Raw genomic sequence first — 20,453 nt, forward strand, 5'->3', positions numbered from 1 at the left:
GCGGGCCTACTGCGCCGGTCGGCCGTGCAGGCGCTCGAGGTCGCGGCGGTCCCGCTTGGTCGGCCGGCCGGCGCCGCGGTCACGCAGGCCGACCACGGCCGGCGCCTCCGTACGCGGCGGGGGCGGCGGGCTGTGGTCGACGTAGCACTCGACCGCCACCGGGGCGCCCACCCGCTTGCTGATCACCCGGGTCACCTTGACGATCCGCTCCCGGCCCTCGTGCCGCAGCCGCACCTCGTCGCCCGGCTTCACCTGCTGCGCCGGCTTCGCCCGCTCCCCGTTCACCCGCACATGCCCCGCCCGGCAGGCCGCCCCACCCGCCGACCGAGTCTTCACCAGCCGAACCGCCCAGATCCAGCTGTCCACCCGCGCCGCAACCTCGTCCATACCCCGACTTTAGCCGTGACGCCAACCACCACGGGGGCGCGAGGAACTGCGCGCAGCGGCAGGGCACCGGCCGCACTCTCCCGCCTCGCGCAGTTCCCCGCGCCCCTGTGGTCGACCCCTAGGATCGGATCATGTCGCTCCCGCACGCCATCCTCACCGCCCTCCTGGAGAAGCCGTCGTCGGGGCTGGAGCTGACCCGGCGGTTCGACCGGTCGATCGGGTTCTTCTGGTCGGCCACGCATCAGCAGATCTACCGCGAGCTGGGCCGCCTGGAGCAGGCGGGGCTGATCCGGGCACTTCCGCAGGCGGCGGACGGCCGCGGCCCGCGCAAGGCGTACGAGGTGCTGCCGGCGGGCCGGGAGGCGCTGGTGGCGTGGGTGGGGGAGCAGCAGGAGCCGAAGCAGATCCGGGACGCGCTGCTGCTGCGGCTGCGGGCGGCGGCGGTGGTGGGTACCGGCGGCCTGGGTGCGGAGCTGCGCCGGCACCTGGAACTGCACCGGAGCCAGCTCGCCGAGTACCGGGAGATCGAGGCGCGGGACTTCGCGCCGGAGCGGGTGGGGGAGGAGAACCGGCTGCACCACCTGGTGCTGTCGGGCGGGATCCAGCTGGAGTCGTTCTGGACGACGTGGCTGGAGGACGCGGTCCGCACCGTGGCGGAGCTGGACGCCGTCGACAACGCCGTCGACAACGGCGTCGACAAGGAGGTGTGAGCACCGGGAATACCGTCGCAGTCGCCTCGGTTCAGCGGTATAGTTGAATGTTGAATCAAGTGGAGGAGCTGAGAGCAGTGCAGTTCGGGATCTTCAGCGTCGGCGACGTGACCACCGACCCCACCACCGGTCGGACCCCGACCGAGCACGAGCGGATCAAGGCCATGGTGGCGATCGCGCTCAAGGCGGAGGAGGTCGGCCTGGACGTCTTCGCGACCGGTGAGCACCACAACCCGCCGTTCGTGCCGTCCTCGCCGACCACCATGCTGGGCTACATCGCGGCCCGCACCGAGCGCCTGATCCTCTCCACCTCCACCACCCTGATCACCACCAACGACCCGGTGAAGATCGCCGAGGACTTCGCGATGCTCCAGCACCTGGCCGAGGGCCGGGTGGACGTGATGATGGGCCGCGGCAACACCGGGCCGGTCTACCCGTGGTTCGGCCAGGACATCCGGCAGGGCATCCCGCTGGCGATCGAGAACTACGCGCTGCTGCACCAGCTGTGGCGCGAGGAGAACGTGGACTGGCAGGGCCGCTTCCGTACGCCGCTGCAGTCGTTCACCTCGACCCCGCGTCCGCTGGACGACACCCCGCCGTTCGTCTGGCACGGCTCGATCCGTTCGCCGGAGATCGCCGAGCAGGCGGCGTACTACGGTGACGGCTTCTTCGCCAACAACATCTTCTGGCCCAAGGAGCACTTCCAGAAGCTGATCAACCTCTACCGGGAGCGCTACGCCCACTACGGCCACGGCACCCCGGAGCAGGCGATGGTCGGCCTCGGCGGCCAGGTGTTCATGCGCAAGAACTCGCAGGACGCGGTCCGCGAGTTCCGTCCGTACTTCGACAACGCGCCGGTCTACGGTCACGGTCCTTCGCTGGAGGAGTTCACCGAGCAGACGCCGCTGACGGTGGGCAGCCCGCAGGAGGTCGTCGAGAAGACGCTGGCCTTCCGCGAGTCCTTCGGCGACTACCAGCGCCAGCTGTTCCTGATGGACCACGCGGGCCTGCCGCTGAAGACGGTGCTGGAGCAACTGGACCTGCTGGGCGAGGAGGTCGTGCCGGTGCTGCGCAAGGAGTTCGCCAAGGGGCGTCCGGCCGAGGTGCCGGACGGTCCGACCCACGCCGCGCGCGTCGCGGCCCGCGCCGAGTCGCTGGAAGAGGCCAAGTGAGCACCGTGAAGCTGGCGGTGGTGTCGGCCGGGCTGTCCGTGCCGTCGTCCACCCGGCTGCTGGCCGACCGGATCGCCGAGGCGACCGCGCGTGAACTGCGCGACGCCGGACGCGAGGTGGATGTCACCGTCATCGAACTCCGCGACCTGGCGCGGGAGATCGCCGACAACCTGGTCACAGGGTTCCCCGGTCCCGGGTTGCGGCGGGCGCTCGCGGCGGTCACCGACGCGGACGGGATCGTCGCCGTCACGCCGATCTTCAGCGCCTCCTACAGCGGCCTGTTCAAGTCCTTCGTGGATGTGATCGACAAGGACGCGCTGACCGGACGGCCGGTGCTGATCGCCGCCACCGGCGGTACCGCCCGGCACTCGCTGGCGCTGGAGCACGCCATGCGGCCGCTCTTCGCCCACCTGCGGGCGGTGGTCGCCCCGACCGCGGTCTACGCGGCGTCCGAGGACTGGGGTTCGGCCGGGTCCGCCGACGGCGCGTTGGCCGGCCGGATCGCCCGCGCGGCGGGAGAGTTGGCCGAGCTGATGGCCGGTCGTCCGGCGGCGGCCCGGACCGAGGAGGCGGTGATCCCGTTCGCCCAGCAGCTGGCCGCCCTGCGCACCGGCTGATCCGGCCCGCCCCACCCGTCCGTCCCACCCGTCCGACCCACCTGCTGGTCCGACCCCGAGGAGAGACATATGGAACCGCGCGTCACCGACAACCCGGAGCAGTCCCGGTTCGAGATCCACACCGACGAGGGCCTGGCCGGCTTCACCGAGTACCACCGCTACCAGGACGAACTGGCGTTCATCCACACCGAGATGGACCCGCGGTTCGAGGGACGCGGGCTCGGCGGCCGGCTCGCCCGGGGGGCGCTGGACGCGGCCCGCGAGGCGAAGCTGGCGGTCCTGCCGTACTGCCCGTTCATCCGCGGGTGGATCACCCGGCACCCGGAGTACACCGACCTGGTGCCGGCCGGTGAACGGGCCCGGTTCGCCCTCTGAGAGCGGGAGTTCGCCCGTTCGGCATGGACGCGGCGCGCCGGCCGGACTATCGTCGGCCGGCGTGACCTTCTCCATCGTGGCCCGCTCCGGCAGCGCCTTCGGGGTGGCCGTGGCCAGCAAGTTCCTCGCGGTCGGCGCCCTGGTGCCGGCCGCCGCGGCCGGTGTCGGCGCGCTCGCCACCCAGGCGTGGGCCAACCTCGCCTACCGGGACCAGGGCCTGGCCATGCTGCGGACGGGCGTGGCGCCCGCGTCCGCCGTCGCGGGCCTGACGGCCGCCGACCCGCAGCGCGCCCATCGCCAGCTCGGCATGGTCGGCCCCGTCGGCGCCGGGGCCACCTGGACCGGCGAGGAGTGCCTGGACTGGGCCGGCGGCGTGGCCGGCGAGGGCTACGCGATCCAGGGCAACATCCTGGCCGGCCCGGAAGTGGTCCGGGACATGGAGGCGGTCTGGCTCGCCTCCGCCGAACTCCCCTTCGCCGACCGCCTGGTGGCCGCGCTGGCCGCCGGTGACGCGGCCGGCGGCGACAGTCGCGGGCGGCAGAGCGCGGCCCTGTACGCGGTGGACCCGGGCGCCGGCATCGGCGGGTTCGGCGACGTCGCGTACGACCTGCGGGTGGACGACCACCCCGAGCCGATCGCCGAGCTGCGCCGTCTGCTCGGCATCCACGAGATCCTGCACGGCACCCCGGACCCCGACTCCTTGCTGGAGCTGGCCGGCGAGCTCGCCGCCGAGGTCGATTCCCGGCTGACCGCGCTCGGCTACCGCTCCCTGGACACCTGGGCCGGCGTGGAGAACCTGGAGGGCCGCCTCGTCCCGGGCCGGATCGACCCCCTCGTCCTCGCCCACCTCCGCGACCTCACCCGCTGAGCACCCCGGCAGGCGCTACAGCCACCCGCGGCGGGCCGCCTGGAGGCCGGCCTGGAAGCGGGTCTGGGCGTTGAGCGCGGTGAGGATGTGGCCGATCCGGCGGGTCATGGTGCGTTGGGTGATGCCGAGGCTGCGGACGATCGCCGCGTCCTTCATGCCGCTGGCCAGCATCGCCAGCAACTCCCGGTCACGGTCGTCGAGTTCGCCGTTCTGCTGCCCGCTGGCGAGCGGGGTGGCACGCTCCCAGAGCAGGTCGAAGCAGGTGACCAGCGCGGTCAGCAGCGGCGAGGGCCGCACCCACAGCGCCGCGGTCGACTCGGTCGCCTCGAAGCTCAGCGGGATCATCGCGTACCGCCGGTCGGCGACCAGCATCTTCATCCGGACCATGGGCAGGCTGCGGGCCTGCTCGCCGGCCGCGATGCACTCCAGCACGAAGCCCATCCGCGCCGCGCCCTCCAGTCCCGGCGCGTCGTACAGCGCGCGGTAGCCGACCCCGCGGGCCAGCAGCTGGAACTCGATCGGGTTGGCGGTCGGGTCGTCGAAGTACGGCGGGCAGTCGATGATCAGGATCTCCTCCTGGGCGCCGAGCTGCAGCTGCTCGGCCCGGTGCCGCATCGCCTCCTGGCCCTCGATGAGCTCGACCAGCTCGGCGGACTTGGACGGGCCGAGCCCCTCGAACTTCACCGCGAGCTCGCGGACCCGGGCGCGCAGCCGGTCCATCTCCTGCTGCCGCTGGGCGGCGAGGGCGTCCATGGCGACTTCGGGCGGCGCCGCGGTGTACCGCACGGGGGAGCCGGCCAGGCGGGTGACCAGGCCGGTGGTGACCAGTCGGCCGAGGGCGGTGCGGATGCCCGCGGTGGTGCTGCCGAGGGCTTCGGCGAGCTGGGCGGCGGTGGACCGCGGCGCCGACAGCACGTGGAGGTAGAGGGCGCTCTCGGTGGCGCCCAGTCCGACGGGTTCCAGCAGGTCGTCCGACATGCGGCCAGGATAATTTCGGTGTCCGCCGGTGGCGACTTGTGGCCATTGTCCACCACTCGCCGCAGCAGATCGGGCCATTCGGCCTTACGGTTCATGTCATCGGCAGTCTGCCCGACCGAGGTCGGGGCAGTACGGCCGGGAGCCCCACCGCGGCCGGACGACGGCACCCCATCCGTTGGTCCGCCGCCTCGCGTGAAGGGACCGACATGGCTGTCGCGGACCCACCCCAGACCGTTCGGTACGGCCTGAGCCTCCCCACCGTGCCCGCGTCCGTGCCGGAGGCACGGCGCCGCGTCCGCTCCGAGCTGGCCGCGCAGGGCATCGGGCCGGACCATCCGCTGACCGACACCGTGCTGCTGGTCGTGAGCGAGCTCGTCACCAACGCGGTGCGGCACGCTGCCGAGCACTCGCCGCGCACCCGGGTCGGCATCGCGGTCGGGCCGATGGAGCTGGTGGTCACCGTGCACGACCGGCACCCGCACTGTCCGCAGGCACTCGCCGTGCCGCACCAGGACGGCAGCGGCGGCTGGGGCCTCGGACTGGTCGCGGAACTCGCGGAGCTGGTCGGCGGCGGCATGGACTCGGACGCGGACCCGGACGGCGGCGGCAAGACCATGGTGGTCCGCCTGCCGTTCCCCTAGCAGCAGCCAGCAGCCAGCCGGCGGGACAGTATCGGTGGCGGGGCCGGCACCGCGGACCGGCGGTCGCCGGCTGGGAAGACGATCTCGACCCCGCGCTCACCACTCTGCTGCATGGGCATGCTTATTGCAAGTAGCTCGCAATAAGAGTCCGGCGCGGTCAGAACCGCCGCAGCGCACCCTCGGCCCGCAGCGCGGCGAGCGACGGATACCCGTCCACCGCCATGATCAGGTCCGCCTCGGCCAGCAGCGAGCGCAGCACGTGCACCACGCCGTCGGCGCCGCCCAGGGCCATCCCGTAGGCGTACGGCCGCCCCACGCCCACCGCTGTGGCACCCAGCGCCAGCGCCTTGACCACGTCGGCCCCGCTGCGCACGCCCGAGTCGAACAGCACCGGCAGGCCCTCCGCGGCCGCCACCACCTCGGGCAGCGACTCCAGGGCCGGCAGCCCGCCGTTGGCCTGCCGGCCGCCGTGGTTGGAGCAGTAGATCCCGTCCACCCCGCCGTCCCGCGCCCGCCGGACGTCCTCCGGGTGGCAGATGCCCTTCAGGATCAGCGGCAGCGAGGTGAGCGAACGCAGCCAGGCCAGATCGTCCCAGGTCAGTGGATTGGGGAAGACCTGGGTCCACTCGCTGACGGCGGAGCGCGGGTCGGCGTCGGGATCGCCGGTGAGCCGGGCCCGGAACACCGGGTCCGAGGTGTAGTTGGCCAGACAGTGACCGCGCAGCTGCGGGAAGTTGCCGGTCGCCAGGTCGCGCGGCCGCCAGCCGGTCACCCAGGTGTCGAGGGTGACCACGATGCCCCGGTAGCCGGCCTGCTCGGCCCGGTGCACCAGGCTCTCCGCCAGCGCCCGGTCGTTCGGCGGGTACAGCTGGAAAAACCCCGGGGTCCCGCCGAACTCGGCCGCCACCTGCTCCAGCGGGTCCACCGACAGCGTGGACGCCACCATCGGCACCCCGGTCCGGGCCGCGGCCCGCGCGGTGGCCAGGTCGCCGTGCCCGTCCTGGGCGCACAGGCCGATCACCCCGATCGGGGCCAGGAACAGCGGCGAGGGCAGGCTCAGCCCGAACAGCTCCACACCGAGGTCCCGCTCGGCCGCCCCGACCATCATCCGCGGCACCAGGCCCCAGCGTTCGAACGCCGCCGCGTTGGCCCGCTGGGTGTGCTCGTCGCCCGCGCCGCCCGCCACGTACGACCACACCGAGGGCGGCAGTGCGGCCCGGGCCCGCGACTCCAGCTCGGCGAAGTCCATCGGGTACGCCGGCAGCACGCCGAACAGCCCCTCGAAGTAGATCTCGTTCTGGTAGTCACCGAACCGCGGGCCCATGGCCGTCCCTTCTCGCCGTGATGCTGCACTCGCCGTGACGCGGCAAGGGCCCCACCGTCCACCGGCCGCCGCCGACCGTCAAGATCCCCCCGCCGGGATTCATCCCGCCGTCGGTTAGGCTCACCGCCGTGATCAAGGGTGTGATGTTCGACTTCTCCGGGACGCTCTTCCGGATCGACTCGACCGAGCAGTGGCTGGCCGGCCACCTCGCCGCGAGCGGCCTGCGGCTCGACGAGCCGGTCCGCACCGAACTGGTGCGACGGTTGGAGGAGTTCGGCGCCCTGCCGGGCGGGGTCGTGCCGCGCACCGTGCCGCCCGAGGTCGAGGAACTCTGGCACGTCCGCGACCTGACTCCCGAACTGCACCGGGCCGCCTACACCGCGCTGGCCCGGGCCGCCGAGCCGCCCGCCGCGCTCGACGTGGACGCCCTGTACGACCGCCACCTGGCTCCCGCGATGTGGCGGCCCTACCCCGACACCGCGTCCACCCTGCGCGAGCTGCGCCGCCGCGGCGTACCGGTCGCCGTGGTCAGCAACATCGGCTGGGACCTGCGCCCGGTCTTCCGCAGCCACGGGCTGGACGACCTGGTCGACGTCTACCTGCTCTCCTACGAGTTCGGCGCCCAGAAGCCCGACCCCGCCATCTTCCGCGAGGCCTGCGACCGGCTCGGCCTGGCCCCGGCCGACGTCCTGATGGTCGGCGACGACCGCACCGCCGACGGCGGCGCCACCGCCCTCGGCTGCCCCTTCCAGCCCGTCGACCACCTCCCGGTCGACCGCCGCCCCGCCGCCCTGACCGCCCTCCTGGACCTGCTCGGCTGAACCGGACCGCGCCCGGGCGGTACGGGACTCCGGACGGGGTGCGGGCCGAGGTAGCCTGGCTGCGGATGTGGTGAGAATGCGACAGGCCCAGCAGCGCGCCACCGGACGCGCCATCCCCGAGGTACCCTTCGCCGCCCCGCCCGGCACCCCGGTCGGTGTCGAGGTGATGACCCTCGCCGAACTGCGCCGGCGCCACCCCCGAGGCGGCGTCTTCGACCGGCCGCAGCGGCCCGCCTTCCACCACCTGCTCACCCTGGACGCCGGCACCCTGCGGCACACCGTCGACTTCACCGGCTACGCCCTGGAACCCGGCTGCTGGCTCTGGGTGCGGCCGGGACAGGTCCAGCAGTGGGGCGACCTCGCGGACGCCCACGGCACCCTGATCCTCTTCGAACCCGGCTTCCCCGACCCGGCGACGGTCGCCGCCGCCCGGCTGGACGACCCGTTCGCGCCCGCCGTCCAGCGTCCCGTCGGCGCGGACCGGGCCGCCCTGGAGGCCGCCGTCCGCCACCTCCACCAGGAGTTCGAGGCGGGCGCGGCCCTGCCCGCCGAGGTGCACCTCGCCCTGCTGCGCCACCTGCTGGCCGCTCTGGTGCTGCGCCTGGCCCACCTGGCCGCGCCGGTCGGCGCCGGTGCCGCCGAGGCGGGGGAGGCGTACCTGCGCTTCCGGCACGCCGTCGAACGGGACTTCACCCGCACCCGCCGGGTCGAGGACTACGCCCGCGCCCTCGGCTACTCGCCGCGCACCCTGTCGCGCGCCACCCTCGCCGCGGCGGGGGTGGGCGCCAAGGAGTTCGTCGACCGGCGGGTGATCCTGGAGGCCAAGCGCCTGCTCGCGCACAGCGACCGGTCCGCCGCCCGGATCGCCGACCACCTCGGCTTCGCCGACGCCGCCAACTTCGCCAAGTACTTCCACCAGCGCACCGGCACCACCCCGATCGCCTTCCGCACCGCCGTCCGCGGCGAGGCCGCCGCGACAGGTTGATATGTCAGGTGACCAAGAGCACCCCACCCTGACGGCCCGTCGGGGGGTAGCGTGCGGGGCATGACCGATCAGGACTTCACGGTGCGGGTCACCGTCCGCGGGTACGAGACCGACGCACAGGGCCACCTCAACCAGGCGGTCTACCTCCAGTACGCCGAGCACGCCCGCTGGGAGTACCTCCAGGCGGCCGGGGTCCGCCAGGCCGACCTGCTGGCCAAGGGCGTGGGGCCGGTGGTGCTGGAGACCACCGTCAAGTACCGCCGGGAGCTGCGCGCCGGTGACGAGGTCGACGTCAGCTGTGCCTTCGTCTGGGGCGGCGGGAAGACCTTCGAGGTGGTCCAGCGGATCACCCGCACCGACGGCGTGCTGGCCGCCGAGATCCGCGGCGTCGGCGGCTTCCTCGACCTCGCCGCACGCCGCCTGGTGGACGACGCCAGTGCCCCGATGCGCTCGCTGGCCGCCGACCCCGAACTGCTGGGCCTGGAGCGGTAGAGCCTAGGCGTCGAGGGCCGACCGGACCCGGGCGGCCACCTCGGCGGCCTCGGCCTCGTCCCGGTAGCGGGTGCGGGGCCAGAAGAAGCCCCGCAGCCCGTCCTTGCGGTTGCGCGGCACCACGTGCACGTGCAGGTGCGGCACCGACTGGCTGACCCGGTTGTTGGCGGCGACGAAGCTCCCCGCCGCCGCCATCCCGGACTCCACCGCCGCGGTGACCCGCCGCACCCGGGCGAAGAACGGCCCGACCAGCTCCTCCGTCAGGTCGGTCACCGTCTCCACGTGCGGGCGCGGCACCACCAGGACGTGGCCGGGGAAGAGCGGGCGGTGGTCCAGGAAGGCCACCGCCACCTCGTCCTCCAGCACCCGGTGCACCGTCACCGCACCGGCGACCACCTCGCAGAACAGGCACTCCATGCCGCCATTGTCACCTCAGTGCCCCCACAGCGGGCTGACCGCGATGGCGCGCAGCTGCTCGCCGGTGAGCGCGGGAGTGCCGGGCTGCGCGCCGTACCAGGTGCTCGCGTTGACCTCCGAGACGCTCACCAGGGTGCCGTCCGGGCGCAGCGCCAGGCCGGCCCAGTACATGGCTGGCTCCTGGCTGCCCTTGCTCGGGCCGGTGACCCGTACCGCCGACAGGGTCCCGTCGGACTCCGGGCTCGCCGGGGTGACGCCGTCGGTGCCGACCAGCCGGGCGAAGGCGTCCTGCGCCGACTCGTGGTCCTTCACCAGGTGCGGTTCGACCCGGACCAGCACGGTGCTGGTGCGCCCGTCGACGGTGACCGGCAGGTGCACGCCCCCGCTGGTCTGCTGCGGTCCCGGCTCACCCGCCGTGGCGCCGACCGGCAGCAGCTGCGTCAGGGTGGGGAGCAGCGTCTGCGCGGACGGGAGCGAGGGCGCCGGGGAGGCCGGTGCGGTCGGCCGGCCGGTGGCGCCGCGGCGGAAGTCCTCGAACAGCGGGTCCCACGCGGAACTGGCCACCACGGCGGTGAGCTGTTCGGGTGACAGCGGCAGCACGGTGCGGCCGCTCGACTGACCGTTCGGCTGGTAGTCCCGCTCGGAGAGGCGGACCCGCCGGCCGTCGGTGCCGGTGAAGACCGCGATCCAGCTGCGGTCCGGCGCCGGCGGGCGGGGCAGCTCCTTGGTGATTACCAGGACCGAGCCGTCCGGCCGCACGGTCCGCTCGCAGCTCTCGATCGGCGTCTCGAACGGGTCCGCGCACTGCGTGCCGCCGGTGTCCGGGCCGATCGGCAGGTCCACCCGGTCGGTGGTGAGCGACACCTGCACCGACCCGTGCCCGTCGTCGAACTGCAGCCACGCGGTCGGACCCATGTCGGGCATGGCCATCTCGCCGATGCCGTACCCCTTCTCGTCGCTGATGCCCCCCTCGGGCAGCAGCGACCGGAGGGTCTGGCTCATGTACGTCCCGGTGATCCGGCCGCGCGGCCCGCCGGGCGGCTGCCGGTCCGCCGACCCGGTCGCCGACAGCGCGGTCGCCCCCAGGGCGATCGTCCCCACCAACGCGACGGCCCCCGTCACGGTGGCCCGGCGCCGGGCCCGTCGCCGCCGTCCGCGGAGCTCGCCGGCCATCGCGAGCACCTCGCCCGGCGGGTCCGGTGCCAGCTCGGCGACCGCCCGCAGGTTCCGGGCGACGTCCTCCTCGTACGCCATCACTCAGCTCCTCAGCTCGGAAAGGGAATCGGCGCCCAGCTCGGCGCGCAGCCGGGCGAGCGCCCGGCCGCTGCGCGAACGGACGGCGCTCGCGGTCAGGTGCAGGGCGGTCGCGGTCTCCTCGACGCTGCGGTCCTCCCAGAAGCGCAGGACCACCACCGCCCGGTCCTTGGCCGGCAGCCCGGCCAGCGCGCGCAGCAGGGTCACCCGCAGCGCCGGGTCGGACTCGGTGCCCGGAGCGTCCGCGAAGGTGTCCGTGACGTGTTCACTGCTGCTGCGCCGACGCCGGTACGACAGGAAGGTGTTGACCAGGACGGTCTGCGTGTAGCCGGCCGGGTTCTCCAGCCGGGATATCCGCCGCCAGCGGTCGTAGACGCGGCCGAGGGTCTCCTGGGCGAGGTCCTCGGCGAGGTACGCGTCGCCACCGGTCAGCAGGAAGGCCGTCCTGACCAGGTGTCGCCCCCTCGCCGCAGCGAACTCCCGGAAGTCCAGCGGCCCTGGCGCCGTGGTTGGTGTGCGGTCCATGACCTTCCAACGCGGTGGGGAGGCGGTTCTGTCGCAACCTCACCGCTGTGGACTCCTGCGCAGGCGGGTGACGATCACCGGTGTGACGATGCGAGGGTGACCACCACCGAGACCAGCCCCGCCGCCCCGCAGGCCGCGCCGCCCGTCCTCGACCGGCGGCAGCGCAACATCGTCTTCGGCACCATCATGCTCGGCATGCTGCTGGCCGCCCTCGACCAGACCATCGTCGGCACCGCGCTGCCGACCATCGTCGCGGACCTGGGCGGCGCCTCCCACATGTCCTGGGTGGTGACCTCGTACCTGCTCGCCGAGACCGTCACCACGGCCCTGGTCGGCAAGTTCGGCGATCTGTTCGGCCGCAAGGTGGTCTTCCAGGTCTCGGCGATCGTCTTCATCACCGGCTCCTTCCTGTGCGGCCTGGCGACCAACATGGCGCTGCTGATCTCCTGGCGGGCGGTGCAGGGCGTCGGCGCGGGCGGCCTGATGGTGACCGCGATGGCACTCATCGCGGACGTCATCCCGCTGCGCGAGCGCGGCAAGTACCAGGGCGCGATCGGCGCGGTGTTCGGCGTGGCCACGGTGATCGGCCCGCTGCTCGGCGGGCTGTTCACCGACCACCTGACCTGGCGCTGGGCCTTCTACGTCAATGTGCCGATCGCGATCCTGGTGGTGATCGCGGCCCACCGGACCATCCCCACCGTCCGCTCGGTGGCCAAGCCGGTCATCGACTACCTCGGCATTACCCTGGTCGCGATCGGCGCCGGCACGCTGATCCTGGCGACCAGTTGGGGCGGCAACGAGTACGCCTGGGGCTCGCCGGTGATCATCGGCCTGTTCGTCGTCGGCGTGCTGGCCCTCGGCCTGTTCTGCCTGGTCGAGACCCGCGCGGCGGAGCCGATGCTGCCGATGCGGCTGTTCGGCAACCCGGTCTTCACGGTCTGCTCGGTGCTCAGCTTCATCGTCGGCTTCGCGATGCTCGGTGCGCTGACCTTCCTGCCCACCTACCTGCAGTACGTGGACGGCGACTCCGCCACCGTCTCCGGCGTGCGCACCCTGCCGATGGTGATCGGCCTGCTGATCGCCTCGGTCTTCAGCGGCAACGTGGTCTCCCGCACCGGCCGCTACCGGTACTTCCCGATCGTCGGCTCCCTGGTCATGGCCCTCGGCCTCTACCTGCTGTCCCGCCTGAACGCCGGCACCAGCGCCTGGCTGGCCTCGCTGTACATGTTCGTGCTCGGCGTCGGCATCGGCCTGTCCATGCAGGTGCTGACCATCGCCGTGCAGAACACCGTGGACTACTCCGACCTCGGCACCTCCACCTCCGGCGTCACCTTCTTCCGCACCCTCGGCAGTTCCTTCGGCACCGCCGTGTTCGGCACCATCTACGTCAACACCCTCAAGCCCAACCTCGCCGACGGCGTCGCCGAGGCCGCCCGTACCACCGGAGCCGACCCGGCCGCCCTCGCCGCCGCCGCGCAGAGCCCGCAGGGCGTCCACGGGCTGCCGCCCGAGCAGGCCGCGCCGATCGTCAACGCGTACGCCGACGCCCTGCACACCGTCTTCCTGTGGACGGTGCCGGTGGCGCTGGCCGGCTTCGTGGTGGCGCTCTTCCTCAAGCAGGTCAAGCTGCGCGACTCGGCCCGGTCCACCTCCACCGACATGGGCGAGGGCTTCGCCCAGCCGTCCTCGGGCGACTCGGCGAAGGTGCTGGAACTGGCCGTCGCCAAGATCCTTCGGCAGATGGGGCTGAACACCGCCCGTCAGGTGGTCGCCGACTCCGGCACCCGGCTCGACATCGCCGGCGCCTGGGCGGTGATGCAGGTGGAGTTCTTCACCCGGGCGGTCGGCCACGCCAGCCTGAGCCTGATCGCCGCCCGGCGGCGGCTGCCGCCCGAGGTGCTGGAGCCGGTGTTCACCCGCATGGTCCAGGAGGGCTACCTGGCCCGGCAGAACGGCTTCTTCGAGCACACCGCCGTCGGCGAGCGGGAGACCGCGCTGATCACCGCCGCCTGGTCGGACTGGCTCAACCGGCGCCTGGAGGAGGACCGCGGCCGCCCCCGCAGCGCGGAACTGCGCGCCGCCGCCGACGCCATCGCCAAACGCCTGATCGCCGAGGACCTCGCCGAGGGCCTCCCGGCGGACCACCCCACCCGCCAGGTCGCAGGCGCGGCCTAGCTATTTCTCGGGGATGCGGAAGGTGGCCTCCACCGTACGAGTGGGCTCCGATCCGGTCGGTGGCTGAAGGCGGAGGCGGTTCACGTCGCCGTCGTGGCCGACCTCGACCTCGGGGGTGGAGTCGTCCGGCAGGCGGACCAGGACGTAGGGGCTGAGGTCGAGCAGGAAGCGGAAGCCCTCCGCATCGTCGCCCGCCAGGGCGGGCACGGGAACGGCCGCCCAGCTCCCTTCGGCCGGCCCCGGGGTGATCCGGACCGGGACCCTGGCCAGGCAGGTCGAGGAGTTGGCCCACCACTCCAGGGCGGCGGGGATCGCGTCAGTGTCCACGGCAGCCAGACTAGTGACGGCACACCGGCGGCGTACCGGGAAGGACGGAGAGCAACGCCATGCTGCCCGGACTGGCCGTCAGCTTCCCGGTACCGGCCCTGCTGCTGATCGCCAACGGTCGGCGTGACGGCGTGATGGCGTGAGGGACGGCCTCGCGGGCCGGACGCGCCGGGGTCAGCCGATCAGGCGCAGGGCGGCGGCGGCCGCGCCGACCAGACCGGCGTCGGTGCCCAGCTGCGCGTGGTGCACCCGCAGGCCGCGGACGAACGGCAGCGCCGCGTAGGTGTCGAGGTGGCGGGCGAGTGGTTCGAACAGCAGCGGGCCCGCCGCGGCGACGCCGCCGCCGATCACCACCGCCTCCAGTTCCACCAGCGTCGCGGTCGCCGCGACCGCCGCGGCCAGTGCCCGCGCGGACCGGTCGAAGGCGGCGAGCGCCACCGGGTCGCCGGCCCGGGCGGACTCCGCCACCGCGGCGGCCGAGTCGTCCCCGTCGGGGCCCGGACGCCGGCCGCCGGCGCGGGCGTACCGGGCGATCGCCGGACCACTGGCCAGTCCCTCCACGCAGCCGCGCCCGCCGCACGGGCAGGGCTCGCCGTCGAGGTCCACGCTGATGTGGCCGATGTGTCCGGCGTTGCCGGTCGGCCCGCCGTGCACCCGGCCGTCCAGCACCAGCCCGCCGCCGACGCCGGTGGAGACCACCATGCACAGCACCGAGCGGTAGCCGGTCGCGGCGCCCTGCCAGTGTTCGGCCTCGGCGAGCGCCACGCCGTCCCCGATCAGGGTCACCGGCAGCCCCACCTGCCGCCGCACCTCGTCGACCAGCGGGAAGCCGCGCCAGGCGGCGATGTTCACCGGGCTGACCGTGCCGGCCGCGACGTCCACCGGGCCCGCGCTGCCGATCCCGACCGCCGACACCTCCGGCCAGCGGCCGTCCGCGGCCAGGTCGGCCGGCACCTCGCGGACCGCGCCCAGCACCGTCTGCGCGCCGGCGGTCGCCGGGGTCGGCCGACGGGTGGTGGCGAGCAGGGTGCCGGAGGAGTCCACCAGCGCACCGGCGATCTTGGTGCCGCCGATGTCCACCGCCGCGACCAGCGGCTTTCCGTCGATCCCGGCGTCGGCGTCGAACACAGGCGACCCTTCCTCGGACGTCGCTGCGGACATCGCTCCGGCGCGTCACGCTACCCGAGATCGAGGCGGCCGCGAGCGCTCGCCGGGCGCGGTGTCCCGCTGTCGGAGGACGCCACCGGCATCAGACGGCGGGCGACCAGGTGGCCCACCCAGTGCCGGCCGCACTCCGGGCAGGGCGGGGCCCCGTCCGCGGTGTACGGGGAGGCGGTGCCGATGCCGTCGTGCGCGTACCGCTCCCAGTCACCGCCGTCGTCGTCCTGGATGTGCTGGACGTCGTACTCGGCCATCCAGTGGTGCCAGCATTGTCCGCAGGTGAACTCGACCCGTTCCACGGCCAGTTCGGTGATCATGTCGTCCCGACCTCCCTACCGCGCCTGGGTGCCTCTTGACAGGGCCATTATCCAGTTTTATGCCGGTTTCAGGGACTCCTGAGGGTCCGCGGGGGCAACCGAGAGGAAGTCGGGCATGACGCGTTCAGTCGGAATCGACCTCGGCACCACCAACTCGGTCGTCGGCGTGCTGGAGGGCGGCGAGCCGGCCGTGATCCCCAACGCGGAGGGTGCCAGGACCACACCCTCCGTGGTCGCCTTCGCCAAGAGCGGCGAGGTGCTGGTCGGCGAGATCGCCAAGCGCCAGGCGGTCACCAACGTCGACCGGACGGCCCGCTCGATCAAACGGCACATGGGCGACACCGGCTGGCGCTTCCCCGAGACCGGGGATGTGGACGGCCACCGCTACACCGCCCAGGAGATCTCCGCCCGGGTGCTGCAGAAACTCAAGGCCGACGCCGAGTCCTACCTCGGCGAGACCGTCTCCGACGCGGTGATCACCGTCCCCGCGTACTTCAACGACGCCCAGCGCACCGCCACCAAGGAGGCCGGTGAGATCGCCGGGCTCAAGGTGCTGCGGATCATCAACGAGCCCACCGCGGCGGCCCTCGCGTACGGGCTCGACAAGGAGACCGAGCAGACCGTGCTGGTCTTCGACCTCGGTGGCGGCACCTTCGACGTCTCGCTGCTGGACATCGGCGACGGGATCGTCGAGGTCAGGTCCACCAACGGCGACACCCACCTGGGTGGCGACGACTGGGACCAGCGCGTCGTCGACCACCTGGTGAAGACCTTCAAGGCCGGGCACGGCGTCGACCTGTCCAAGGACAAGATGGCCGTCCAGCGCCTGCGCGAGGCCGCCGAGAAGGCCAAGATCGAACTCTCCTCCGCCAGCGAGACCTCGATCAACCTGCCCTACATCACCGCCTCCGCCGAGGGACCGCTGCACCTGGACGAGAAGCTCACCCGGGCGCAGTTCCAGCAGCTCACCGCCGACCTGCTGGAACGCTGCACCACCCCGTTCCACAACGCCGTCCGGGACGCCCGGATCGAGGTCGCGGACATCGACCACGTGATCCTGGTCGGCGGCTCCACCCGGATGCCCGCCGTCACCGAACTGGTCAGGTCGCTCACCGGCAAGGACCCGCACAAGGGCGTCAACCCCGACGAGGTCGTCGCCGTCGGCGCCGCCCTGCAGGCCGGCGTCCTGCGCGGCGAGGTCAAGGACGTCCTGCTGCTCGACGTCACCCCGCTCTCGCTCGGCATCGAGACCAAGGGCGGCATCATGACCAAGCTGATCGAGCGCAACACCACCATCCCGACCAAGCGCTCCGAGATCTTCACCACCGCCGACGACAACCAGCCGTCCGTCCAGATCCAGGTCTACCAGGGCGAACGCGAGATCGCGGCGTACAACAAGAAGCTCGGGATGTTCGAACTGACCGGCCTGCCACCGGCGCCGCGCGGCCTGCCGCAGATCGAGGTCACCTTCGACATCGACGCCAACGGCATCATGCACGTCGCCGCCAAGGACCTCGGCACCGGCACGGAACAGCGGATGACCGTCACCGGCGGCTCCGCCCTCCCCAAGGACGACATCGCCCGGATGATGCGCGATGCCGAGCAGTACGCCGAGGAGGACCGGCAGCGGAAGGAGGCCGCCGAGACCCGCAACAGCGCCGAACAGCTCGTCTACTCCACCGAGAAGATCATCCGGGACAACCCCGACCGGATCCCCGCCGAGGTGGTCACCGAGGTCGAGGCGTCCCTCGCCGACGTCAAGGAACAGCTCAAGGGCGAGGACACGGCGGCGCTGCGGGCCGCGACGGACCGGGCCGCGACCGCCGCGCAGAAGATCGGCGCGGCGATGTACGCGCAGGCGGGGGAGCAGGGCGCGACCGGTTCGGCCGACGCGGACTCGTCCGGCGCTCCCGATTCCTCCGGTGACGAGGTGGTCGACGCCGAGATCGTCGACGAGGACCGGCCCAAGGGAGGCGACACCGCATGACCGACCGTCCCGAGGACCCCCGTCCGGTCGTCCTCGCCCCGGGGAAGTCCGACCGGCGGCGGGCCATCCCCACCCGCAGGCCCGCCGGCGAGGTCACCGGGGGGTCGGCGGCCGCACCGCCGCCGGGCGGAGCTTCGGGCGGTGCGGCGGAGCCCCCGCCCGAGCCGCCGGCCGCCACCGTCGAGGTGCTGCTCGCCGAGCGGACCGCCGACCTGCAACGGCTGCAGGCCGAGTACGACAACTACCGCAAGCGGGTGCGCCGCGACCGGCTGGCCGTCGGCGAGGTCGCCGTCGCCAACGTGCTGGGCCGGCTCCTGCCGGTGCTCGACGCCCTCGACGGGGCCCGCCGGCAGGACGAGCTGACCGGCGGGCTGCGCGCGGTCGCCGAACTGCTGGAGACCGAACTCGGCGCGCTGGGACTGGAGTCGGTGGGGGAGGCCGGCGATCCGTTCGACCCGGCGCTGCACGAGGCGGTGGCCCGGACCCCCTCGCTGGTGGTCACCGCGCCGACCTGCGTGGAGATCCTGCGCGTCGGGTACCGGGTCGGCGGCCACCTGCTGCGACCGGCCGAGGTCGTGGTCGCCGAACCGGCCCGGGGCGGCGCACCGTCGATCACCCGCAGGCCCCACCACCGCTGACGGTCCGTCGCCCACCCGGGCTCGGCCACCTAGTGCCGCGTCGGGCAACCTTCGCCCCGTCGCGACGCCCGGCACGCACTCTCGCCGCACCTGCCGCAAGCCCAAGTACGTCCAGTACGAGGACTTGCGCCCGGCACGCCGAGAGCACCCACCGGACGCCGCTCCTTGACGGGCAAAGGTTGCCTGACGCGGCACTAGACTCGCTGCTTCCGTCCTCGTCGGTCCGTTCGAGCAGGGAGTACCCGGGTGACCGAACAGAACCCGCCGTTCCTCTACGTGGTCGTCAGCGCGGCGGGGGTCGCCGCGGACGTCGGCACCCTGGTCGAGGCGGCGCAGGCCGAGGGCTGGCGGGTCGGCGTGGTGGCCACCCCCAACGCGCTCCCGATCATTGACCCGCCGGCCCTGGCCGCCCTCACCGGCTACCCCGTGCGCTCCGCCTGGCGGGCCCCCGGGGAGGCGAAGCCGCTCCCGCCGGCCGACGCGATCGCGGTCGCCCCGGCCACCTTCAACACCGTCAACAAGTGGGCGGGCGGCATCGCCGACACCCTCGCCGTCGCCATCCTCTGCGAGGCCTACGGCCTGGGCGTCCCCACCGCCGCCCAGCCCTGCGTCAACCCGGCCCTCGCCGCCCATCCCGCGTACGCGGCGAGCCTGGCCCGCCTGCGGGACATGGGCGTCCTGCTCCCCGACGGGCCGGACTTCGCCTGGTCCCCGGTTCTCGACCTCCTGCGGCCGCACCTCGGGGGGTGACCGGAGACGGCGGGTCAGCCGAGGAGGGCGAGGGGGTCGGTGCGCAGGGCGAAGGTGCGGTGGAGGGCGCGGCGGGCGGCGTGGAGGCCGGACATGCCGTGGACGCCGGGGCCGGGCGGGGTGGCGGCCGAGCAGAGGTAGAGGTGGGGGAGCGGGGTGGTGTACGGGTCGAGGGCGGGGACGGGGCGGAACACCGTCTGCCACAGGCTCATCGCGCCGGCGCCGATGTCGCCGCCGACGTAGTTGGCGTTGTACGCGGCGAGGTCGGCCGCGGTGGTGGTGCGGCGGGCGAGCACGAGGTCGCGGAAGCCGGGCGCGAAGCGTTCGAGCTGGGCGGTGACGGCGTCGCCGACGTCGACGGTGGAGCCGTGCGGGACGTGGGCGTAGGTGTAGAGGGTGTGCTGCCCGGCGGGCGCCCGGGTGGGGTCGACGATGCCGGGCTGGACGGTGAGCACGTACGGGCGGTCGGGGTGCCGGCCGGCGCCGACCTCGCGTTCGAGGGCGGCGGTCTCCTCCCGGGTGCCGGACAGGTGCAGGGTGCCGGCGTACGCGCAGTCGGGGTCGGCCCAGGGGACGGGGCCGGACAGCGCGAAGTCGACCTTGCACGCGGCGGAGCCGTACCGGTAGCCGCGCAGCCGGCGGACGTACCGGTCGGGCAGTCGGGGGCCGGCGATCCGGAGCAGTCCGGCCGGGCTGGTGTCGAGCAGGACGGCGCGGGCGCGGGGCAGGTCGGTGAGGGAGTCGACCCGGTGGCCGGTGACGATCCGGCCGCCGCGGCGGGTGAGTTCGGCGGCCATGGCGTCCGCGACGGCCTGGCTGCCGCCGCGCGGGATCGGCCAGCCGACGGCGTGGCCGAGCGCGGCGAGCAGCAGGCCGGCCCCGGCCGCGGGGAGGGTGCGGGGTGGCCGGACGGCGTGCGCGGCGACCCCGGCGAGGAGGGCGCGGGCGGCGGGGTCGCGGAGCCGGGCGGACCAGGCCGGGGTGCCGAACTCGGCGACGCGGAGCAGGAGTCGGGCGGCGGTGAGCGGTGCGGCGGGCGGCCGGCGCCGGTCGGTCAGGGCGGCGTCGACCAGGCCGGGCCAGTCCTCGACCAGGGGGCGGAACAGGGCGCGCCAGGCGGGGCCGTCGCGGCCGAGGCGCTCGGCGGTGCGGTCGAGGTCGCGCCAGGCGACGGCGGCGGGCCGGCCGTCCAGGGGCTGGGCGTACGCGGCCTCGGGCTGGAGCATCTCGACCCGGGAGGCCAGGTCGAAGGCGCGGAAGAAGGGGGAGGCCAGGGCCATCGGGTGGGCGACCGCGCAGAGGTCGTGGCGGAAGCCGGGGAGGGTGAGTTCGGCGGTTCGGGTGCCGCCGCCGACGGTGTCGGCGGCCTCGTGCACCTCGACCCGCAGTCCGGCGCCGGCCAGGACCAGCGCGGCGGCCAGCCCGTTCGGGCCGGAGCCGACCACCGCGGCGTCCACCTCGCCGTTGGCCCGTGAGCCGAGACCCTCCTGAACCGCCGTCACCTGTGCCTCCGTCGCCGATCACCCGGGCCG

The 20,453-nt window shown here is 73.6% G+C and carries 22 protein-coding genes and 1 pseudogene; 13 read left to right on the forward strand and 10 right to left on the reverse strand.

Going from position 1 to position 20,453, the window contains the following annotated elements; translation table 11 throughout:
* Positions 1–6: 6 nt before the first annotated feature.
* Positions 7–387, reverse strand: a complete 381-nt coding sequence (locus FHR36_RS07180; RefSeq protein ID WP_253794922.1) for an RNA-binding S4 domain-containing protein — start codon at positions 385–387, stop codon at positions 7–9.
* A 131-nt stretch (positions 388–518) separates the two neighbouring features.
* Here FHR36_RS07180 and FHR36_RS07185 point away from each other — a divergent pair, with 131 nt between their 5' ends.
* The 5 genes and pseudogenes from FHR36_RS07185 to FHR36_RS07205 all read left to right on the forward strand — a co-directional run bounded on the left by FHR36_RS07185 (position 519) and on the right by FHR36_RS07205 (position 4,129).
* Entirely contained in the window at positions 519–1,097 is a 579-nt protein-coding gene (locus tag FHR36_RS07185) for a PadR family transcriptional regulator (protein WP_253794923.1), read from the forward strand.
* A 77-nt stretch (positions 1,098–1,174) separates the two neighbouring features.
* The gene (locus tag FHR36_RS07190) at positions 1,175–2,269 is read left to right on the forward strand and encodes an LLM class flavin-dependent oxidoreductase (RefSeq protein ID WP_253794924.1); all 1,095 of its coding nucleotides are present in this window, start codon (positions 1,175–1,177) and stop codon (positions 2,267–2,269) included.
* Entirely contained in the window at positions 2,266–2,886 is a 621-nt protein-coding gene (locus FHR36_RS07195) for an FMN reductase (RefSeq protein WP_253794925.1), read from the forward strand. Before FHR36_RS07190 ends, FHR36_RS07195 begins: the two co-directional genes overlap by 4 nt.
* A 51-nt stretch (positions 2,887–2,937) precedes the next feature.
* A pseudogene (locus tag FHR36_RS07200) lies at positions 2,938–3,261 on the forward strand (GNAT family N-acetyltransferase); the annotation flags it as partial.
* Positions 3,262–3,322: 61 nt separating this feature from the next.
* A complete protein-coding gene (locus FHR36_RS07205) occupies positions 3,323–4,129 on the forward strand; it encodes a DUF1028 domain-containing protein (RefSeq protein WP_253794927.1) in 807 nt (268 codons plus the stop codon).
* 15 nt (positions 4,130–4,144) lie between these two features.
* On the opposite strand, the gene FHR36_RS07210 is transcribed toward FHR36_RS07205, so the two are convergent.
* The gene (locus FHR36_RS07210; protein WP_253794928.1) at positions 4,145–5,107 is read right to left on the reverse strand and encodes a helix-turn-helix transcriptional regulator; all 963 of its coding nucleotides are present in this window, start codon (positions 5,105–5,107) and stop codon (positions 4,145–4,147) included.
* A gap of 260 nt (positions 5,108–5,367) precedes the next feature.
* Between FHR36_RS07210 and FHR36_RS07215 the strand changes: the two genes are divergently transcribed.
* Positions 5,368–5,748 (forward strand): ATP-binding protein, encoded by a 381-nt coding sequence (locus tag FHR36_RS07215; protein ID WP_253794930.1) that lies wholly within the window; start codon positions 5,368–5,370, stop codon positions 5,746–5,748.
* Positions 5,749–5,905: 157 nt separating this feature from the next.
* Here the strand turns inward: FHR36_RS07215 and FHR36_RS07220 are convergent, their stop codons facing one another.
* Entirely contained in the window at positions 5,906–7,072 is a 1,167-nt protein-coding gene (locus tag FHR36_RS07220) for an alpha-hydroxy-acid oxidizing protein (RefSeq protein WP_253794932.1), read from the reverse strand.
* A gap of 131 nt (positions 7,073–7,203) precedes the next feature.
* Here FHR36_RS07220 and FHR36_RS07225 point away from each other — a divergent pair, with 131 nt between their 5' ends.
* From FHR36_RS07225 to FHR36_RS07235, 3 genes are all read left to right on the forward strand, one after another.
* A complete protein-coding gene (locus FHR36_RS07225) occupies positions 7,204–7,893 on the forward strand; it encodes an HAD family hydrolase (protein WP_253796674.1) in 690 nt (229 codons plus the stop codon).
* A gap of 76 nt (positions 7,894–7,969) precedes the next feature.
* Entirely contained in the window at positions 7,970–8,878 is a 909-nt protein-coding gene (locus FHR36_RS07230; RefSeq protein WP_253794934.1) for a helix-turn-helix transcriptional regulator, read from the forward strand.
* Between the two features lie 60 nt (positions 8,879–8,938).
* The gene (locus FHR36_RS07235) at positions 8,939–9,370 is read left to right on the forward strand and encodes an acyl-CoA thioesterase (protein WP_253794935.1); all 432 of its coding nucleotides are present in this window, start codon (positions 8,939–8,941) and stop codon (positions 9,368–9,370) included.
* Positions 9,371–9,373: 3 nt separating this feature from the next.
* Here the strand turns inward: FHR36_RS07235 and FHR36_RS07240 are convergent, their stop codons facing one another.
* Genes FHR36_RS07240 through FHR36_RS07250 form a run of 3 tightly spaced genes read right to left on the reverse strand, consistent with a single transcriptional unit; the run spans position 9,374 to position 11,566 of the window.
* Entirely contained in the window at positions 9,374–9,787 is a 414-nt protein-coding gene (locus tag FHR36_RS07240; RefSeq protein ID WP_253794936.1) for an HIT family protein, read from the reverse strand.
* 15 nt (positions 9,788–9,802) lie between these two features.
* The gene (locus FHR36_RS07245) at positions 9,803–11,041 is read right to left on the reverse strand and encodes a hypothetical protein (protein WP_253794937.1); all 1,239 of its coding nucleotides are present in this window, start codon (positions 11,039–11,041) and stop codon (positions 9,803–9,805) included.
* A 3-nt stretch (positions 11,042–11,044) separates the two neighbouring features.
* Complete coding sequence (locus FHR36_RS07250) at positions 11,045–11,566, reverse strand: SigE family RNA polymerase sigma factor (RefSeq protein ID WP_253794938.1); 522 nt, start codon at positions 11,564–11,566, stop codon at positions 11,045–11,047.
* Between the two features lie 96 nt (positions 11,567–11,662).
* Here FHR36_RS07250 and FHR36_RS07255 point away from each other — a divergent pair, with 96 nt between their 5' ends.
* Entirely contained in the window at positions 11,663–13,741 is a 2,079-nt protein-coding gene (locus FHR36_RS07255) for an MDR family MFS transporter (protein WP_253794939.1), read from the forward strand.
* On the opposite strand, the gene FHR36_RS07260 is transcribed toward FHR36_RS07255, so the two are convergent.
* From FHR36_RS07260 to FHR36_RS07270, 3 genes are all read right to left on the reverse strand, one after another.
* Positions 13,742–14,068 carry a hypothetical protein gene (locus tag FHR36_RS07260; protein WP_253794941.1) on the reverse strand — a complete coding sequence of 109 codons (327 nt, stop codon included), beginning with the start codon at positions 14,066–14,068 and terminating at the stop codon, positions 13,742–13,744. It abuts the gene before it with no gap.
* A 174-nt stretch (positions 14,069–14,242) separates the two neighbouring features.
* Positions 14,243–15,196: an ROK family protein gene (locus FHR36_RS07265; RefSeq protein WP_253794943.1), complete on the reverse strand. Its 954-nt coding sequence runs from the start codon at positions 15,194–15,196 to the stop codon at positions 14,243–14,245.
* Between the two features lie 50 nt (positions 15,197–15,246).
* Positions 15,247–15,546, reverse strand: a complete 300-nt coding sequence (locus FHR36_RS07270; protein ID WP_253794945.1) for a hypothetical protein — start codon at positions 15,544–15,546, stop codon at positions 15,247–15,249.
* A 115-nt stretch (positions 15,547–15,661) separates the two neighbouring features.
* Between FHR36_RS07270 and dnaK the strand changes: the two genes are divergently transcribed.
* The 3 genes from dnaK to FHR36_RS07285 all read left to right on the forward strand — a co-directional run bounded on the left by dnaK (position 15,662) and on the right by FHR36_RS07285 (position 18,921).
* Positions 15,662–17,533: a molecular chaperone DnaK gene (gene dnaK / locus FHR36_RS07275; protein WP_253794947.1), complete on the forward strand. Its 1,872-nt coding sequence runs from the start codon at positions 15,662–15,664 to the stop codon at positions 17,531–17,533.
* A complete protein-coding gene (grpE, locus tag FHR36_RS07280; protein ID WP_253794948.1) occupies positions 17,530–18,171 on the forward strand; it encodes a nucleotide exchange factor GrpE in 642 nt (213 codons plus the stop codon). The genes dnaK and grpE overlap by 4 nt, the downstream gene beginning before the upstream one ends.
* Before the next feature lie 246 nt (positions 18,172–18,417).
* Positions 18,418–18,921 (forward strand): flavoprotein, encoded by a 504-nt coding sequence (locus tag FHR36_RS07285; RefSeq protein WP_253794949.1) that lies wholly within the window; start codon positions 18,418–18,420, stop codon positions 18,919–18,921.
* A gap of 14 nt (positions 18,922–18,935) precedes the next feature.
* Here the strand turns inward: FHR36_RS07285 and FHR36_RS07290 are convergent, their stop codons facing one another.
* The gene (locus FHR36_RS07290) at positions 18,936–20,423 is read right to left on the reverse strand and encodes a phytoene desaturase family protein (RefSeq protein ID WP_253794950.1); all 1,488 of its coding nucleotides are present in this window, start codon (positions 20,421–20,423) and stop codon (positions 18,936–18,938) included.
* Positions 20,424–20,453 lie beyond the last annotated feature (30 nt).

The sequence above is a fragment of the Kitasatospora cinereorecta genome, from assembly GCF_024172095.1.
In the GTDB taxonomy this organism is placed as follows: Bacteria; Actinomycetota; Actinomycetes; order Streptomycetales; family Streptomycetaceae; genus Kitasatospora; species Kitasatospora cinereorecta.

What these genes read in the sequence shown, in the direction of transcription:
- FHR36_RS07180 (WP_253794922.1), bottom strand. Translation starts at nt 387, where the DNA reads ATGGACGAGGTTGCGGCGCGGGTGGACAGCTGGATCTGGGCGGTTCGG.
- FHR36_RS07185 (WP_253794923.1), top strand. Translation starts at nt 519, where the DNA reads ATGTCGCTCCCGCACGCCATCCTCACCGCCCTCCTGGAGAAGCCGTCG.
- FHR36_RS07210 (WP_253794928.1), bottom strand. Translation starts at nt 5,107, where the DNA reads ATGTCGGACGACCTGCTGGAACCCGTCGGACTGGGCGCCACCGAGAGC.
- FHR36_RS07220 (WP_253794932.1), bottom strand. Translation starts at nt 7,072, where the DNA reads ATGGGCCCGCGGTTCGGTGACTACCAGAACGAGATCTACTTCGAGGGG.
- FHR36_RS07230 (WP_253794934.1), top strand. Translation starts at nt 7,970, where the DNA reads ATGCGACAGGCCCAGCAGCGCGCCACCGGACGCGCCATCCCCGAGGTA.
- FHR36_RS07235 (WP_253794935.1), top strand. Translation starts at nt 8,939, where the DNA reads ATGACCGATCAGGACTTCACGGTGCGGGTCACCGTCCGCGGGTACGAG.
- FHR36_RS07240 (WP_253794936.1), bottom strand. Translation starts at nt 9,787, where the DNA reads ATGGAGTGCCTGTTCTGCGAGGTGGTCGCCGGTGCGGTGACGGTGCAC.
- FHR36_RS07245 (WP_253794937.1), bottom strand. Translation starts at nt 11,041, where the DNA reads ATGGCGTACGAGGAGGACGTCGCCCGGAACCTGCGGGCGGTCGCCGAG.
- FHR36_RS07250 (WP_253794938.1), bottom strand. Translation starts at nt 11,566, where the DNA reads ATGGACCGCACACCAACCACGGCGCCAGGGCCGCTGGACTTCCGGGAG.
- FHR36_RS07270 (WP_253794945.1), bottom strand. Translation starts at nt 15,546, where the DNA reads ATGATCACCGAACTGGCCGTGGAACGGGTCGAGTTCACCTGCGGACAA.
- dnaK (WP_253794947.1), top strand. Translation starts at nt 15,662, where the DNA reads ATGACGCGTTCAGTCGGAATCGACCTCGGCACCACCAACTCGGTCGTC.
- grpE (WP_253794948.1), top strand. Translation starts at nt 17,530, where the DNA reads ATGACCGACCGTCCCGAGGACCCCCGTCCGGTCGTCCTCGCCCCGGGG.